Below are 16,137 nucleotides of genomic sequence, written 5' to 3' on the forward strand. Positions count from 1 at the left end.
TCAGCCGCACAGATCCACAATGGCCTGCGCAAAAATCTTGGCGCTGACCAAAAGCTCATCAAGTACCGCAAACTCGTCCGGCCCATGCATCTTGTTGTCCGTCTCCGGCATAGCTGCGCCGAATGCCACGCCATTCTTTAAATCATGCACATAGGTGCCGCCGCCCATAGCCTGGCACTCACCCTTGCGTCCGGTGTAGGTCTCAAACGCCTTTAATAAGGTCTTTACAAAATGAGAATCCTCCGATACATGATGCGGCGGGATCATGGCTTTATTCAACAGGGTGATTCCCTGCTCTGCCATGCGGCTGCGCACAACCTCCAGCACGTTCTCATCATTGCCACATACCGGTACACGGCTGTCAAACTTACCGTCCAGGCTTCCGGCGTCTACCGTCAGCATATTGAAGGACAGCGTCATTTTGCCGGAAAGCTCATCTTCCATGAACACGCCCAGCGTGTTTCCGTTTACATCACCATGCGGAATCAGAGCAGCTGCCTTTCTTACCATGTCAATCTGCGGACATGCCGCAAAGTCCAGCTTTCCAAGGAATGCCAGAAGACCGGTCAGGGCATTGTTGCCCACTTCCGGGGTAGACGCATGGGCGCCGACACCGGTCGCGGTTACTGCGGTAAACGTGCCGTCCGCCTCAAAATCAAAATGAATTCCAGTCTCTTTCTCCGTCTCTGCCGCAGCTGCCTCTAGAGCGGTCATGGCAAAACCTTCTACGGCTGCCCGTGCCTTACCCGGAACTACATTGACCTTGGTTCCGGCCTTGATGGAAACCAGTCTCGGAAGCGCTTCAGAGGCCTCAAACTTTGCAGTGAAATGACCCGGGAAGCGTCCCTTCTCCGTGTTTACCAGCGGGTAAGCCGCATCCGGAGAGAAGGTCATGGGAGCCTCTTTTTCCATGCTATAGTAATGTTCGATGTCGCTGCTGCCACATTCCTCATCGGTGCCCAGGATCAGGCGCACATTCTTCTTTAACGGAATGCCCAGTTCCTTCACGGCACGCATGGCGTAAAGAGCTGCCACAGCCGGTCCCTTGTCATCCGCAGTGCCGCGTCCATACAGTTTTCCATCTTTGAGTACCGGTTTAAACGGCTTTGTCACCGTCCAGCCTTCTCCTGCCGGGACTACATCCAGATGCGCCAGAATATCAAGCTGCTTCGGAAGCTCATTCATGTCCACGCAGCCAACATATCCGTCGTAATCACAGGTTTCAAAGCCGTACCCCTCGGCCATATCCAGGGCCGTATCCAGGCATTCTGCCGCGCCCGGACCAAACGGCATATCTTCCTCTTCCGGCATCTTCTCGCTGTTGATGCGGCAGAGCTCAAAAATGTCTTCGATCATCTCGTCTTTGTGGGCATCCACCCAGGCACTGATTTTCTCTTTATACATGAAATCCCCCTCCAAAACTATTTTGTCATATCAGCTAAGGTCTGATTTACCAGCTTGCCGTCTGCCTTGCCTTTTACCTTCGGCATCAGAACCTTCATGATCTTGCCCTTATCTGCCACGGTCGGCTTCTCAATGCCAAGCTCTGCGAGCACCCCTTTGATCACCTCGGTAATCTGCTCTACGTTCATATCTTCCGGAGCGAACTCTTTGTATACGGCAAGTCTGGCGGCAGCTTCCTCGCGGATGTCGGTGCGGTCTGCCGGAGCCATATCGTAGGTCTCCTGGGTCTGGCGGATTTCCTTCTTTACGACTGCGTTCTCCTCATCCTCAGTCAGGTCTGCGCGTTTGTCAATCTGCGCGTTCTTCAGTGCGGAAAGCAGCATGGACAGGGAATCTTTTCTTGCCTTGTCTTTTGCCTTCATAGCCTCTACCATTGCAGCTCTTACTACGTCAATCTTGCTCATAATGTTACACTCCTTTTCCATTTTATTCACATCAGGCTGTCACACCCAACATCCGGTGCGGCAGCCCGTTTGTTTTCGGATTATGCCACAGTTCTAGTTGCGGCCAAACTCGCTCAGCTTCAGACCAGGGTTGCGGTCCTCCACCATGCCGATGCTCCAGCTGTTGACAAAGATCAGCAGTGGGTTGTCCTTTAAGTCCTTGATGCGCTTCATGTCGGAGGTACCCTGGATCTTGGCTACATCCACCTCGTCCTTGTTCTCGATCCAGCGGATGTACTCGTACGGCAGTTTCTCCAGCTTGACCTCTACGTTGTACTCATTCTCCAGGCGGTAGGTCAGAACCTCAAACTGCAGTTCGCCGACTACGCCGACAATGATCTCCTCCATACCGGTGTTGAACTCCTGGAAGATCTGGATTGCGCCCTCCTGGGCAATCTGGCTCACGCCCTTTAAGAACTGTTTGCGCTTCATGGTGTCAATCTGGCGCACGCGGGCAAAATGCTCCGGCGCGAAGGTCGGGATGCCCTCAAACTCAAACTTCTCGTTGGACAGGCACAGGGTATCTCCAATGGAGAAGATGCCCGGATCAAATACACCGATGATATCACCGGCGTAAGCTTCCTCGACAATCTTTCTGTCCTGCGCCATCATCTGCTGCGGCTGGGACAGGCGGATCTTCTTGCCGCCCTGTACATGGTTTACTTCCATGCCGGCCTCGAACTTGCCGGATACAATACGCATGAAGGCGATACGGTCACGGTGCGCCTTGTTCATGTTTGCCTGGATCTTGAAGACAAAGGCAGAGAAATCATCGTTAAACGGGCTGATTTCACGGGTGATGGCCTTTCTCGGCAGCGGAGAAGTGGTCATCTTCAGGAAATGCTGCAGGAAGGTCTCTACACCGAAGTTGGTCAGAGCGGAACCGAAAAATACCGGAGATAAGTTTCCACGGCTGACACGCTCCTGATCGAACTCATCGGCTGCGCCGTCTAACAGTTCGATCTCATCCAATAACTGCTGGTGGTAATCTGCTCCGATGACGGACTCCACGTCAGTTCCCTCCACCGGGAAGGTCTGGGAAGCAATCTCTTTCTGTCCGCCCATGGCAGCGGTGAATGTGGTGATGGTCTTGTCGTGGCGGTCATACACGCCCTTGAAGTTCTTTCCGCAGCCGATCGGCCAGTTGATCGGGCAGGTGCGGATACCCAGCACGTTCTCAATCTCGTCCATCAGCTCAAACGGATCTCTCGCCTCACGGTCCATCTTGTTGATAAAGGTGAAGATCGGGATGCCTCTCATAACGCAGACCTTGAACAGCTTGATGGTCTGGGCCTCAACACCCTTGGAACCGTCAATGACCATGACCGCGCTGTCGGCAGCCATGAGGGTACGGTAGGTATCCTCAGAGAAGTCCTGATGTCCCGGGGTGTCCAGGATGTTGATGCAGTAGTTGTCGTACTCAAACTGCATAACGGAAGAGGTAACGGAAATACCTCTCTCCTTCTCGATCTCCATCCAGTCGGAAACCGCATGTTTTGCGGCCTTTCTGCCCTTTACGGTACCAGCCAGGTTGATGGCGCCTCCGTAAAGAAGGAATTTCTCCGTCAGGGTCGTCTTACCTGCATCCGGGTGGGAAATGATCGCAAAGGTTCTTCGTTTCTTAATTTCTTCTGTGATATTTGACAAAAATAAGTCCTCCGTTCTATAGGTGAAAGCGGTCTGAATCCGCCCGCTTTTTCTGCTCGTTTCCATTGGCTGACTACGCATACCCGCGCAGTTACTCCAATCTTACATTTTATCAGACATATGAATCTTTGACAAGAGCCAGAGTTGCCGGAAACAATGGCTTTTTGATTGGAAAATCCCTGTTTTTAGTGCTTTGCGGCAAAAATCCGGTTCAGCAGCTCATGCGCTACCTGATCCTTGCTCATGAGCGCCAGCTCTTCTGCCCCGTCTTTCGTAATGACCGTCACGATATTGGTATCCGTGCCAAATCCGGCTCCGGCGGTGCGCAGGCTGTTGGCCACGATCATGTCCACGTTCTTTTTTACAAGCTTTGCCCGGGAGTTCTCCAGCATATTCTGGGTCTCCATGGAGAAGCCACAGAGTACCTGCCCCTCTCTCCGGTGAGCCCCCAGCCATGCCAGAATATCATCGGTGCGCTCCAGTTCTATATTCATATTGCCGTCGCTCTTCTTGGTTTTCTCAGCGCCCACCACAGCCGGACGGTAATCAGCCACAGCCGCCGCCTTGATGATGGCATCCTGCTCCGCACTGACAGAGGTCACGGCGTCAAACATATCCCTTGCGCTGACTACCGGCACCAGCTTTACGCCCATCGGCGCTTTTAAATCCACCGGTCCGCTCACCAGCGTTACCTCTGCGCCGCGTCTTGCCGCCGCCCGGGCAATGGCATAACCCATCTTTCCGGTGGAGTGATTGGTAATGTAGCGCACCGGGTCAATGGCTTCCCGGGTTGGTCCTGCCGTCACCAGAACCTTCTTTCCGGCCAGATCTTTCTCACAGGCCAGCTCCTGTAAAATGTATTCCAATAATGTCTCCGGCTCCGGCATCTTTCCGGCTCCGGTATCGCCGCAGGCCAGATAGCCGCTGGCCGGTTCGATGATGTGCATGCCGTATTTCCGGCAGATATTCAGGTTATCCTGGGTGATGGGATTCTCATACATCTGAGTATTCATGGCCGGTGCCAGATACTTCGGGGCCTTGCAGGCCAGGAAGGTAGTCGTCAGCATATCATCCGCAAGACCATGGGATACTTTCGCGATCACATTGGCGGTAGCCGGGGCGATCATGAAGATATCTGCCTGCTTGGCCAGGGATACATGCTCCACTTGAAACTCAAAGTTCCGGTCAAAGGTGTCAACCAGACACTTCTGTCCGGTGAGGGTTTCAAAGGTCGTTGGGGTAATGAAATTGGTTGCGTTCTGTGTCATGATGACCCGCACATTGGCGTGCTGCTTTACCAGCATGCTGGCCAGATTTGCGATCTTGTAGGCTGCGATGCTGCTGCTCACACCCAGAACTACGGTTTTTCCTTTTAACATAAGAGTAAAATTCCTCCTCGATCTATCGTAAACAGTTTTTTCAGTATACCATATTTTATCCGTCAATAAAAGAGTGATCGTTGTCAGAGAACCCCGTTTTTTATTGTCATTCGCTCTAAAATATGGTAGGATGTAACATAATGCACACAGGCTTTTACGCCTGTCCCACACGAAAATTTTCACGAATAAAAGGAGCTTCTTTCCATGATTTTAGCACTGGATATGGGAAATACCAACATCGTCATCGGCTGTATCGATTCTCATAAAACTTATTTTGTAGAGCGTGTCACCACCGACCACGCAAAAACCGGAACCGAGTACGCCATTAATATAAAGAACATTCTGGAAATCCACCAGATCGACCCGTCCGAGATCGAGGGTGCCATCATGTCCTCTGTCGTTCCGCCGTTAAACGCGGCCATCTCTTCCGCCGTGAAGAAGATCCTGGGCTATCATCCCATGCTGGTGGGCGCCGGAATCAAAACCGGCATGAACATCATCATGGATAACCCAAAAACCGTGGGAAGCGACATGATCGTAGACGCCGTGGCTGCCATAAAGGAATATCCGGGTCCCATCATCATCATCGATATGGGTACCGCAACCACCATGTCCGTTGTCGATAAGGGCGGTAACTACATCGGCGGCATCATCTATCCGGGTCTCCGTGTGTCCCTGGACTCCTTAAGCAGCAACACCGCGCAGCTTCCATCCATCAGCCTGGATATTCCAAAGCACGTCATTGGCAAAAACACCATCGACTGCATGCGCAGCGGCATTATGTACGGCAATGCCGGCATGATTGACGGAATTCTGGACCATATGGAAGAAGAGCTGGGGGAACCGGCCACCATCATTGCCACCGGCGGTCTCTCCCGCTTTGTGGTTCCGCTCTGCCGCCACAAGATTCTCTACGATGATGCCCTTCTCTTAAAAGGGCTCATGATCCTTTACGAAAAGAATAAAGCATAACAACTGGGGAAGACGGGTTCTGAACGGAGGAGCGCATTATGGCAATCATATAGGGACGGAACGAAAAAAGTTCTGCACTTTGAGAAGTTACTCTCATTGTGCAGAACTTTCTATTTTACTTTCTATTATGCGGCGTGAAACCCGCTTTTTTTGCGATTGCTCGCTGCTTCAAACTCTTTCAGCTTTGTCAGAGCCTCCGCGCTTAAATTGGTCGGCACTTCAATCTGAACGGTTACATAAAGATCGCCGAAGGTCTTCGGATCCCGCATATTGGCTACGCCTTTGCCCTTCAGACGGATCTTGGAACCGGACTGGGTGCCCGGTTTGATGCGGCAGGATACGCGGCCGTTTAAGGTCTGGATGATGGCTTCACCGCCCAGCACTGCTGTAGTGAACGGAATATTTGCTGTGGTATAGACATCCGCGCCTTTTCTGGTGAATCCAGGCTTCTCCGCAACATGAATGCAGATCAGCAGGTCGCCCGCCGGAGCACCATTCATTCCTGCGCCGCCCTTGCCCTGCAGGCGAAGGCTCTTGCCGTCCTCCATGCCTGCCGGGATGTGAAGCTGCAGTGTCTGCTTCCGTCCGTCGGAACCGGTCAATGTGATCATCTTGTCGCAGCCGAAAGCCGCTTCGTCGAATGTCACAGTCAGGTCAGAGGTAATATCCCGGCCACGGCTCTGGTATTCGCCGTTAGAAGCAAAACCATCGAATCCACCGCTTCCAAAACCACTATGGAAGCTGCCGCCCTGATAGCCGCTGCTATCAAAGCCGCTGCCGTGGAAACCACTGCCGCCAAAACCACCATGGAATCCGCTGCCCTGAGAGCTGCTTCCGCTGGCACCGGATGTTCTCCGCTTTCCGCCATGTCCTCCAAACATTCCACCGAACATACCTCCAAGGATGTCATCCATATCTTCCGGGTTGCCCTCAAAATGGAACTCCTGGTACCCGCTGTTCGGATCGCCCGAGTAACTGTGGAATCCACCGGTTCCGCTGCCGAAACCACCGTGGAATCCACCGAAACCGCCAAAGCCGCCATATCCTCCAGCTGCCGCCTTCGGATCAAATCCGGCCTCAAACGCTGCCGCGCCAAACTGGTCGTACAATTTCTTCTTTTCCGGATCACTCAAAACGTCATAGGCTTCATTTATCTCTTTAAACCGCTCTGCTGCCACGGCATCGTTCGGATTGCTGTCCGGATGATACTTTTTGGCAAGTTTACGGTATGCTTTTTTAATTTCTGCATCACTCGCTGTCTTGGACACACCGAGTACTTCATAAAAATCTTTCTTTGCAGCCATTGTTCTCACCCTGCTTTCTAAATTGGCTGCTGCCTGCGCAACGCATATGGACAGCAGCCTGAATGTATTTATATTACAATATCATCTTGTTCTATTTGTATTATAACACACATTTTCCAAATAGCAAGGGAATAGAAAAAATTTAATTTACTTCAACATCTACTTCAATATCACTTCACGATAACTTCAATCTTTCTCACCTGACCAAACGGTACCACGCCCTCGACTGCCTTGGCTGCATCGATGACTGCATCGTCGTTATCCAGATCGATGAGGCGGTAACGGTCGTTGCCCATGCCCAGTTCCTTCATATAGGAGAGCTGGCGCATGCTGTGGCGGCTGAGCATACGCTCAGTCAGTGCCTTATGATCCTCTTCTTTCATGGCAAATACCATGTCGACGCAGGCCTGGTCTGCTGCCAGAATGTCTGCGGATGCCACGATTCCTACATCCGGAGTAACAACCGGCTCTGCGCCTACGCCCTCACAGTCACAGGATACAGACATGTTACGCATCACATTGATGAAAGCAATGTGCTCGCCAAAATGGTCTACCACAGATTTGGTGGATTCGCTGATGCGCTCCATCAGCTCCTCGGTAGCGATGCTCCATATATTATCGGAGCCCTCTGCTCTATGGATCATTGCCTTTCCTACCTTAGCATCTGCACAGCCGATACCGATGTTCTTGTTGGATCCGCCGAAGCCGCCCATGACATGGCCCTTGAAGTGGGTCAGAACCAGCAGGGAATCATAATTTAACAGATTTTTGCCGACGCTCATCTCGGTGAACCACTTGCCATTCTTCACCGGACGCATAGCGGTTCCGTCTTCATCCATAATATCTACCGGTCAGAAGGTCCAGCCATTGACTTTCAGGGTCTCTCTGTGCTGCTCAGTGGTGTAGCGGTCACCCTCGTAGTAGGTGTTGGTCTCTACAATGTTTGCCTCCGGAAGCTCGGATGCCAGAAGCTCTTTCACCCACGGACGCGGGATGATGTTTGGGCCGTTCTTCTCACCGGTATGAAGCTTCACGCCGGTCTTGCCGGAAATGTGCTCCTTAATGCGGTTGTAAACTTTCTTTAAACCTTCCTCGGAAAGATCTCTGGTGAAATATACCACAGACTCTTCGCCGGTTCTCTGATCATACGGCACGTACTGGCTGCCGTTCGTTGCTGCAACTGGTTTCTGGTCACTCATACAATGTTCCTCCTTTTGTAACTGTTCAGTACCCTCACAGTTACCTCCTTTTACTATAAATCGCTTTCTATTTTGAAAGCGCAATGTTCTGGATACATCATAATACCTAAAGCTAACTTTACCTCAAGTATTTTTTGCCAACTTTTTTCATAATTGCCTGTCAAATTTTCCAGGCCGCCCTCCAACCATCTGTCCCACTGCAACTCAGCCCGAACTGCGAATTTTCTAGAAATCGTACCGCACCACTTCACAGTTCTTCACGCCATACCCTGCAAACTCTTCATTGGTCATATCCGTAAAATAAGACTGCACCACTCTTGCAATGCCATTGTGAGCCACCAGAATATAGGTCTTTTCCTCAGACTGTGCTTTGACCTCATCTAATAAATTGTAAATTCTCTGTGCCAAGCGCAGCATGGACTCGCCGCCCTCATAGCTGCAGGCAAAAGACTGCTTTGCCACTTTAAACTCAGCTCCACCTCTTGGCGTGGACTCCCACTTGCCAAAGTTCTGTTCCTTTAAACGCGGCTCCACCCGCGCCGGAATGCCGGTCACCTCTGAAATATGCTTTGCCGTGTCCGCCGCCCGCATCAGCGGGGAATACAAAATTTCATCCGCATGGATATGCTCTTCGAGAATTTTTTTGCCAGTCGCAATAGCCTGCTCATGTCCCAGTTCAGTCAGGGCAATATCTGTGGCTCCGCAAATTTTTCCTTCCACATTCCATACCGTCTGTCCGTGTCTTACAAAATAAAAATGTCCCATGGGTCTGCTCCTTTATGTTTCTTATCGTATTGTGGTCTCATAGCATCATCATAAACAGGCAGCCGTAAAAAAGCAACGGCAAAATTGGAGACAGCCAATTTCTGGAAGTATAATTCCCCCCATTTCCGTAAATCATGTTCTATGTATCACATCCCGGAACATTACACAATTTGCGGAGGTAAGGAACATGGCAGGCTACAAAGTGGAAATCTGCGGAGTCAATACGGCGAAGCTGCCCCTGCTTACGAATGAGGAAAAGGACGCGCTGTTTCAGAGGATTCTGGAAGGTGACGAAGAAGCAAGAGAACAGTACATCAAAGGAAACCTGCGTCTGGTCCTGAGTGTGATCCAGCGCTTTTCCGGCAGCAATGAAAATGTGGATGACCTGTTTCAGATCGGATGCATCGGCCTGATCAAGGCCATCGACAATTTTGATATTACCCAGAATGTCCGCTTCTCCACCTACGCGGTGCCCATGATCTTAGGAGAGGTCCGGCGCTATCTGCGGGACAACAATTCCATCCGGGTCAGCCGCTCCCTGCGGGACACAGCCTACAAGGCCATTTACGCCAGAGAAGGCCTGACCCGCAAAAACTCCAGAGAACCAACCCTCATGGAAATTGCCCAGGAAATCGGTGTAAGCAAAGAGGACATTACCTACGCCCTGGATGCCATCCAGAGCCCGGTCAGTCTCTACGAGCCCATCTACACCGATGGCGGAGACCCGCTCTATGTCATGGACCAGATTAAAGATAAGAAGAGTTCCGAGGAGAACTGGGTGGAAGAAATCTCCCTGCGGGAAGCCATGGATCGGCTGCCCCACCGGGAGCGCCATATCATTGATCTGCGTTTCTTTGAGGGCAAGACCCAGACCGAGGTTGCCGAGGAGATTCACATCAGCCAGGCACAGGTGTCAAGGCTGGAGAAAAATGCGCTGAAAACCATGCGGAATTATCTGAATTGAAGCCATATTGGCCTTTTGTTTTCTTTGCTTTCATAGCGTTATATGATATAATTATAATGTAGTCAACGCGTTTCTTCCGGCCATCTGATCTGCTTATGAAATGAAAAACAGGGCGAAGCTTCTTGAAAAGCTTCGCCCCTTTTTTATTTCACAGGTTCCCACATCCCGGAAAATCACATTACGCAAATGGATTTTCTGTCGGATAGCGCACGCCGGCCGGCTGGTTGTAGCCAATCTCCCGGACATCGACTCCAATATACTTAAATACCTCGTACAGTGCCTTTCCGTAATGGCCGAATGCCACTGCGCCATGATGCGGGAAGTTGCCCTCAATCAGCACATGGCGATAGAAACGCTTCATCTCCGGGATGGCAAACACACCGATGCTGCCAAAGGAATGGGTTGCCACCGGCAGAACCTCACCGTTTGCCACGTAAGCTCTCAGCTTGTTATCCGCAGTGCTCTGCAGACGGAAGAAGGTAATGTCACCCGGAACAATATCGCCCTCCAGCGTTCCCTGAGTCACCTCTTCCGGAAGGCTTCTTGCCATGATGAGCTGATACTTCATCTGGCAAAAGGACAGCTTCTTCGTGCTGGTATTGCCACAGTGGAAGCCCATGAAGACATCGTGGCTCTTATAATCGAATTTTCCTTTGATTTCGGTATCGTAAAGGTCATACGGCACAGTGTTATTGATGTCCAGAAGGGTAACCGCATCCTGGCTGACGCAGGTGCCGATGAACTCGCTTAAGCAGCCGTAAATATCTACTTCGCAGGATACCGGGATGCCGCGGCCGGTCAGACGGCTGTTGACGTAGCACGGCACAAAGCCAAACTGGGTCTGGAATGCAGGCCAGCATTTTCCGGCAATGGCCACGTATTTGCGGTAGCCCTTATGTGCCTCGATCCAGTCAAGGAGTGTCAGTTCATACTGGGCCAGCTTCGGCAGAATCTCCGGTTTCTTGTTGCCCTCGCCTAACTCTTTTTCCATATCTGCCACAACATCCGGGATTCTCGGATCACCCGCATGCTTGTTGAACGCCTCAAACAGATCCAGCTCGGAGTTTTCCTCAATCTCCACGCCCAGATTGTAAAGCTGCTTGATCGGTGCATTGCAGGCCAGGAAGTTTAACGGTCTTGGTCCAAAGCTGATGATCTTCAGATCAGACAGGCCGATGACGGCTCTTGCGACCGGCAAAAATTCGTGGATCATATCTGCACATTCTTCTGCGGTTCCCACCGGATATTCCGGAATGTACGCCTTAATGTTGCGCAGTGCCAGGTTATAGCTTGCGTTCAGCATGCCACAGTAAGCATCGCCGCGTCCCTGTACCAGATTGCCCTTGCTTTCTTCTGCGGCAGCAACAAACATTTTCGGCCCGTCAAAATGTTTTGCCAGCAGAGTTTCGGAAATCTCCGGCCCGAAGTTTCCAAGGTATACCACCAGCGCGTTGCAGCCAGCCGCCTTGATATCCTCCAGCGCCTGTACCATATGGATCTCGCTCTCCACGATGCAGACCGGACATTCGTAAATATCCTTTGCGTCATACTTTTTGCTGTACGCCTCCACCAGCGCTTTTCTGCGGTTCACAGACAAAGACTCCGGGAAACAGTCACGGCTCACCGCAACAATGCCTGCTTTCACTTCTGGAATGTTGTTCATGTGCTTACCCTCCTGATATAAATGTGAATTTCTATAACATGTTTATTGGATCAGCTGAAATAATGACTTGCACGCCGGATAAATCTGCCGGAATTTCTGATACCGCTCTTCGTACTTTACCACCAGCTCCGATTCCGGCTCCACCGTTTTGGTGATCTTCACCAGCTTCCGGGCTGCCTCCTCCACGCTCGCGTATTCTCCACAGGCAACCGCCGCCAGCATAGCACCACCCAGCGCCGGTCCTTCCTCGCTCTCAATCATATCGACTTTTAAGTTCATGACATTGGCAATGATCTTTCTCCAAAGCGGACTCTTGGCTCCGCCGCCGCAGATCTTGGTCCGCTCAATCTGAATGCCAAGGGACTTTGCCACTTCCAGGGAATCCCGCAGCGCAAAAGCCACGCCCTCCAGCACTGCCTGGGTCATATCTGCCCGGCTGGTGTCCATGGTCATGCCGATGAAGGTACCGCGGGCATTCGGGTCATTGTGCGGGGAACGCTCTCCCATCAGATACGGCAGAAAATACACATGGTTCTCCCCCAGTTTTGTAATGGCAGCCTGTTCTTTCGCGTAGTCCGAAGTCTGCAGGATTCCGTCCATCCACCATTTGTTACAGGATGCCGCGCTGAGCATGCATCCCATCAGGTGATAATGGCCGTCTGCATGAGCGAACGCATGCAGCGCATTGTGCCGGTCCACGCCGAATTTTTCAGAGGAAATGAAAATGGTTCCGCTGGTTCCCAGAGAAATGTTGCACATGCCATCTCCCACCGTACCGGTTCCGACTGCCGCTGCCGCATTATCTCCGGCACCGGCCGCAACTTTTACTATATGAGGAATTCCCAGCTCATCCGCAATCTCTGGAAGCACAGTTCCCACGCTCTGAAAAGATTCATAGACCCTTGCCAGCTGCTCCGGGCGGACGCCACAGATCTCGCACATCTTCTTAGACCAGCGGCGGTTCTTTACATCAAACAAAAGCATGCCGGACGCATCGGACACATCGGTACAATGCACACCGGTCAGGCGGTACGCGATGTAATCTTTTGGAAGCATGATCTTCGCGATCCGCACAAAGTTCTCCGGCTCCTTGTTTCTGACCCACAAAATCTTCGGCGCGGTAAAGCCCGTAAAGGCGATATTGGCCGTATATTCCGAAAGTTTTTCTTTGCCGACCACGTGATTCAGGTAATCGCATTCCTCCCAGGTTCGTCCGTCATTCCAGAGAAGCGCCGGGCGGATTACCTGATCGTCTTTGTCCAGGATCACAAGCCCGTGCATCTGCCCGCCAAAGCTGATGCCCGATACCTGATTTTTATCACAGTCCGCCAGCAGCTCCTTCAAACCATCCATGGTCTCCGCAAACCAGTCCTCCGGTTTCTGCTCCGACCAGCCCGGATGCGGAAAATAAATGGGATACTCCCTCGAAACAATCTTTTTGATCTGGCCGTCTCCGCTCATCAAAAGAAGCTTCACCGCGGATGTTCCAAGATCAATTCCAATATAAAGCATGTCCGGCCCTCCTTTTCCGACACACATATTGTTTTTTTATTCATACATAATTCTGTTCTTATCTTATCGTTTTTGCACGCATTTTTCAATACAAATGTCCAAATTCTGCCAGTGCGTTATTAGCAGTCTGCATAAAAGAGTGCTAATTTCTGAAAATATAGATAATTTTATTATTTTGTATGTTTGTTTTTTTGGTACTTTTTGAAGGTTCACTTTTTCCCGGAAGTGCTATAATACAGTCAGTGCAAAAAGAAGAACTTCCTCATAAAGCAAGCTCTCCATCTACACGAATGAAGAAAGATTATAAGACCGGATGGATTTTGGCCGGCCATTCAAGTAGGAGGCAATTATTATGATGACGTTAGCAGCTGAAAAAAGAGATCCTGAGGTTAAGGCTAAAAAATTAAGAAGAGAGGGTTACACCACCGGTGTTCTGTACGGTCGTGAAATGAAAGAAAACGTAGCCCTGAAATACGCAGAAAAAGATGCTTTAAGCTTCATTAAGAAGGCAAAAGAAGGCGCACAGACCATGCTGGATATCTCCGGTGAAAAGGTCGATGCCCTGGTAAAGAATATTGATTACGATCCGCTCAGCAAGAAGATTCTGGCACTGGATTTCCAAGCTCTGGTTGCTGGTGAAGTGGTAGCCGCCACCGTTCCGGTTACCTTCCTCAATGAAGAGGTTGTACAGGGTGTCTTCGAACCGGAGATTACCGAGATCCACTACAAAGCAGATCCGGCACATCTTCTTGACCCGATTGAAATTGATCTGGCTAAGCTTCCGCAGGGAACCAAGACTCTGTATGTGAAGGATCTGAAACTGGAAGAGAAAGGTGTTACCGTAACCACCACTGCTGATTCCCAGCTGTTCCACATTGGCGAATACGCAAAGGCTGAGGAAGAGGACGAAGAAACGGAAGAAAAACCGGCTAAATAAGTCTGGCAAAACAAAAGTCCCGGAAAGCAGGCATTCTCGCTGCTTTCCGGGACTTTCTGCTTTGCAGTTTTTCAGTCTATTCCTGTCTCAGATTTCCCTTTGCGATATTCTCTTTCAGAATTTTGTCTGTCACCTCAAACAGCTTCTCCGATCCTTCGCGGGTCCGGGACTGTCTTCCGTATACCTGCTTTGCGGTCACATCGTGGTTTTTCCAGTCGCCACCGTCGTTGCTGTTGTTTAAGATAAGTGGCTGCAGATTATCCAATGCTCTGGCAAACTTCGCCTCCGGGGTCTTTCGCTCCTCGAACTCGTCGAAAATTGTCACCAGATTTGCCTTCTGATCTTCCGGAAGCATGGAATACAGGCGCTCTTTCGCTGCCTCTTCCCGCGCTTTCTGGGTCTTTAAGCCCTCCGCATCGTAAGCATAAGTGTCTCCCGCGTCAATCTCCACCACATCGTGGATCAGGCACATGAGCATAACCCGGGCCACATCAATCTTTTCATTGGAATACTCCTGTAACAGATAGGCCATGATGGCCATGTGCCAGGCATGCTCCGCATCGTTCTCATTGCGCCCGTGGCCGCTTAAATGGGTCTGGCGGAAAATATTTTTCTCTTTATCAATCTCCAGAATAAAATCCAGCTGCTTCTGTAAACGCTCGTCCATGATGTTTCCTCTGCTTTCTGTCTTCAACAATTTTTTCCGTTCCTTATCATACCATACTTTTTACGGTCTTTCAGCCATAACCTGCAGAAAAATTCCTACCCACTGTACAGTGACAAAATCCATGTTATAATATAACGAGTAAGAAGAAACACCACACATCAAATACAGAAATCTCACTCTGAAAGGATGATCTTTTCGTGAAAATACTTACCTTTGGAGAAATCATGCTCCGTTTAAAAACTCCGGAACACCTTCGTATCGTGCAGGCAGACGGTTTTGAAGCCAGCTATGGAGGCGCCGAATCCAATGTAGCCGTATCTCTCGCCACCTTGGGTGATGATGCCGCATTTCTGACAAAGCTTCCGAAAAATCCGGTGGGCGATGCCGCCTTCAATGAGCTTCGCCGCTACGGTGTCGATACCTCCCGCATTCTGCGGGGCGGCGCGCGGCTTGGCATCTATTTCTTTGAAAAAGGAAGTGATATCCGCCCCACAAGTGTCCTCTATGACCGGGCCGGAAGCGCCCTGGCTGAGGCAGACGCAGATGAATTTAACTGGGAGGCACTGCTTTCCGGCATTGATATCTTCTTCTTTTCCGGCGTGACCCCGGCCATCAGCCCTTCCGTAGAGCAGGCTGTTTTTGGCGCACTGAAATACTGCCACAGCCACGGCATTACCGTCATCTGTGACTTAAACTACCGGACAAAAATGTGGTCTCAGGAAAAGGCCCAGTCTGTCATGAAGGAGCTGATGCAGTACGTGGACCTGTGCATTGCCAATGACGAGGACTTTGAAGCCACCCTGGGCATTCACGCCTTTGACGGTGACATGGCCCACGGCATCGACCAGATTGAGACCTACCGCCAGGGCATACTGAAAATTCAGGAGCTTTACCCGAACTGCAAGGCTGTAGCCAGTGTTCTGCGCAATCTGAAAACCGCTGAGGACGGCGAATGGATGGGCATTTACTTAAAGGATGGACACTTCTACGAAAGCCCCATCCATACCGTACACAGCCTGGAAGCCGTGGGCGCTGGAGATGCCTTCGCCGGAGCTTTGATCCACGGTCTGGTGCACGGGTTCTCCCCCCAGAAGCTCATCGACTTTTCCATCACCGCCAGTGTCATGAAACTGATGATCCAGCACGACTTCAACCTGGTGAGCGAGGAAGAAATTCTCCGGATCATGAAAACCGGGGAAACCAACGTGATTCGGTAAAAAA

At 50.9% G+C, this 16,137-nt stretch carries 15 protein-coding genes; 4 read left to right on the forward strand and 11 right to left on the reverse strand.

Annotated elements, in window-relative coordinates; translation table 11 throughout:
- From pepV to coaBC, 4 genes are all read right to left on the reverse strand, one after another.
- The gene (pepV, locus tag WMO41_RS08290; protein ID WP_349229355.1) at positions 1–1,404 is read right to left on the reverse strand and encodes a dipeptidase PepV; all 1,404 of its coding nucleotides are present in this window, start codon (positions 1,402–1,404) and stop codon (positions 1–3) included.
- A 17-nt stretch (positions 1,405–1,421) separates the two neighbouring features.
- A complete protein-coding gene (locus WMO41_RS08295; RefSeq protein WP_349229356.1) occupies positions 1,422–1,868 on the reverse strand; it encodes a GatB/YqeY domain-containing protein in 447 nt (148 codons plus the stop codon).
- Between the two features lie 93 nt (positions 1,869–1,961).
- The gene (locus tag WMO41_RS08300; RefSeq protein ID WP_349229357.1) at positions 1,962–3,554 is read right to left on the reverse strand and encodes a peptide chain release factor 3; all 1,593 of its coding nucleotides are present in this window, start codon (positions 3,552–3,554) and stop codon (positions 1,962–1,964) included.
- Positions 3,555–3,739: 185 nt separating this feature from the next.
- On the reverse strand, positions 3,740–4,933 hold the full coding sequence (coaBC, locus tag WMO41_RS08305) for a bifunctional phosphopantothenoylcysteine decarboxylase/phosphopantothenate--cysteine ligase CoaBC (RefSeq protein ID WP_349229358.1): 1,194 nt from the start codon (positions 4,931–4,933) through the stop codon (positions 3,740–3,742).
- Between the two features lie 204 nt (positions 4,934–5,137).
- Between coaBC and WMO41_RS08310 the strand changes: the two genes are divergently transcribed.
- Entirely contained in the window at positions 5,138–5,905 is a 768-nt protein-coding gene (locus WMO41_RS08310) for a type III pantothenate kinase (RefSeq protein ID WP_349229359.1), read from the forward strand.
- A 125-nt stretch (positions 5,906–6,030) separates the two neighbouring features.
- On the opposite strand, the gene WMO41_RS08315 is transcribed toward WMO41_RS08310, so the two are convergent.
- From WMO41_RS08315 to WMO41_RS08330, 4 genes are all read right to left on the reverse strand, one after another.
- Positions 6,031–7,209 (reverse strand): DnaJ C-terminal domain-containing protein, encoded by a 1,179-nt coding sequence (locus WMO41_RS08315; protein ID WP_349229360.1) that lies wholly within the window; start codon positions 7,207–7,209, stop codon positions 6,031–6,033.
- A gap of 170 nt (positions 7,210–7,379) precedes the next feature.
- Positions 7,380–8,048 carry a DUF362 domain-containing protein gene (locus WMO41_RS08320; RefSeq protein ID WP_349229361.1) on the reverse strand — a complete coding sequence of 223 codons (669 nt, stop codon included), beginning with the start codon at positions 8,046–8,048 and terminating at the stop codon, positions 7,380–7,382.
- Positions 8,049–8,060: 12 nt separating this feature from the next.
- Positions 8,061–8,408, reverse strand: coding sequence for a hypothetical protein (locus WMO41_RS08325; RefSeq protein ID WP_349229362.1), 348 nt, complete (start codon positions 8,406–8,408; stop codon positions 8,061–8,063).
- A gap of 225 nt (positions 8,409–8,633) precedes the next feature.
- A complete protein-coding gene (locus WMO41_RS08330) occupies positions 8,634–9,173 on the reverse strand; it encodes a histidine phosphatase family protein (protein WP_177292293.1) in 540 nt (179 codons plus the stop codon).
- A gap of 187 nt (positions 9,174–9,360) precedes the next feature.
- Here WMO41_RS08330 and sigG point away from each other — a divergent pair, with 187 nt between their 5' ends.
- Complete coding sequence (gene sigG / locus WMO41_RS08335) at positions 9,361–10,137, forward strand: RNA polymerase sporulation sigma factor SigG (protein ID WP_349229363.1); 777 nt, start codon at positions 9,361–9,363, stop codon at positions 10,135–10,137.
- 178 nt (positions 10,138–10,315) lie between these two features.
- Here the strand turns inward: sigG and WMO41_RS08340 are convergent, their stop codons facing one another.
- Both WMO41_RS08340 and xylB read right to left on the reverse strand, forming a co-directional pair.
- The gene (locus tag WMO41_RS08340; RefSeq protein WP_349229364.1) at positions 10,316–11,800 is read right to left on the reverse strand and encodes an L-fucose/L-arabinose isomerase family protein; all 1,485 of its coding nucleotides are present in this window, start codon (positions 11,798–11,800) and stop codon (positions 10,316–10,318) included.
- Between the two features lie 42 nt (positions 11,801–11,842).
- Positions 11,843–13,312, reverse strand: a complete 1,470-nt coding sequence (gene xylB / locus WMO41_RS08345; RefSeq protein ID WP_349229365.1) for a xylulokinase — start codon at positions 13,310–13,312, stop codon at positions 11,843–11,845.
- A gap of 352 nt (positions 13,313–13,664) precedes the next feature.
- Here xylB and WMO41_RS08350 point away from each other — a divergent pair, with 352 nt between their 5' ends.
- A complete protein-coding gene (locus WMO41_RS08350; protein ID WP_177292297.1) occupies positions 13,665–14,249 on the forward strand; it encodes a 50S ribosomal protein L25 in 585 nt (194 codons plus the stop codon).
- Positions 14,250–14,325: 76 nt separating this feature from the next.
- On the opposite strand, the gene WMO41_RS08355 is transcribed toward WMO41_RS08350, so the two are convergent.
- On the reverse strand, positions 14,326–14,916 hold the full coding sequence (locus WMO41_RS08355; protein ID WP_349229366.1) for an HD domain-containing protein: 591 nt from the start codon (positions 14,914–14,916) through the stop codon (positions 14,326–14,328).
- Between the two features lie 197 nt (positions 14,917–15,113).
- On the opposite strand from WMO41_RS08355, the gene WMO41_RS08360 reads away from it, so the two are divergent.
- Entirely contained in the window at positions 15,114–16,133 is a 1,020-nt protein-coding gene (locus WMO41_RS08360) for a sugar kinase (RefSeq protein WP_349229367.1), read from the forward strand.
- The last annotated feature ends 4 nt before the right edge of the window (positions 16,134–16,137 follow it).

The organism is Ventrimonas faecis, assembly GCF_040096075.1.
GTDB classification, from domain to species: Bacteria; Bacillota; Clostridia; order Lachnospirales; family Lachnospiraceae; genus Brotaphodocola; species Brotaphodocola faecis.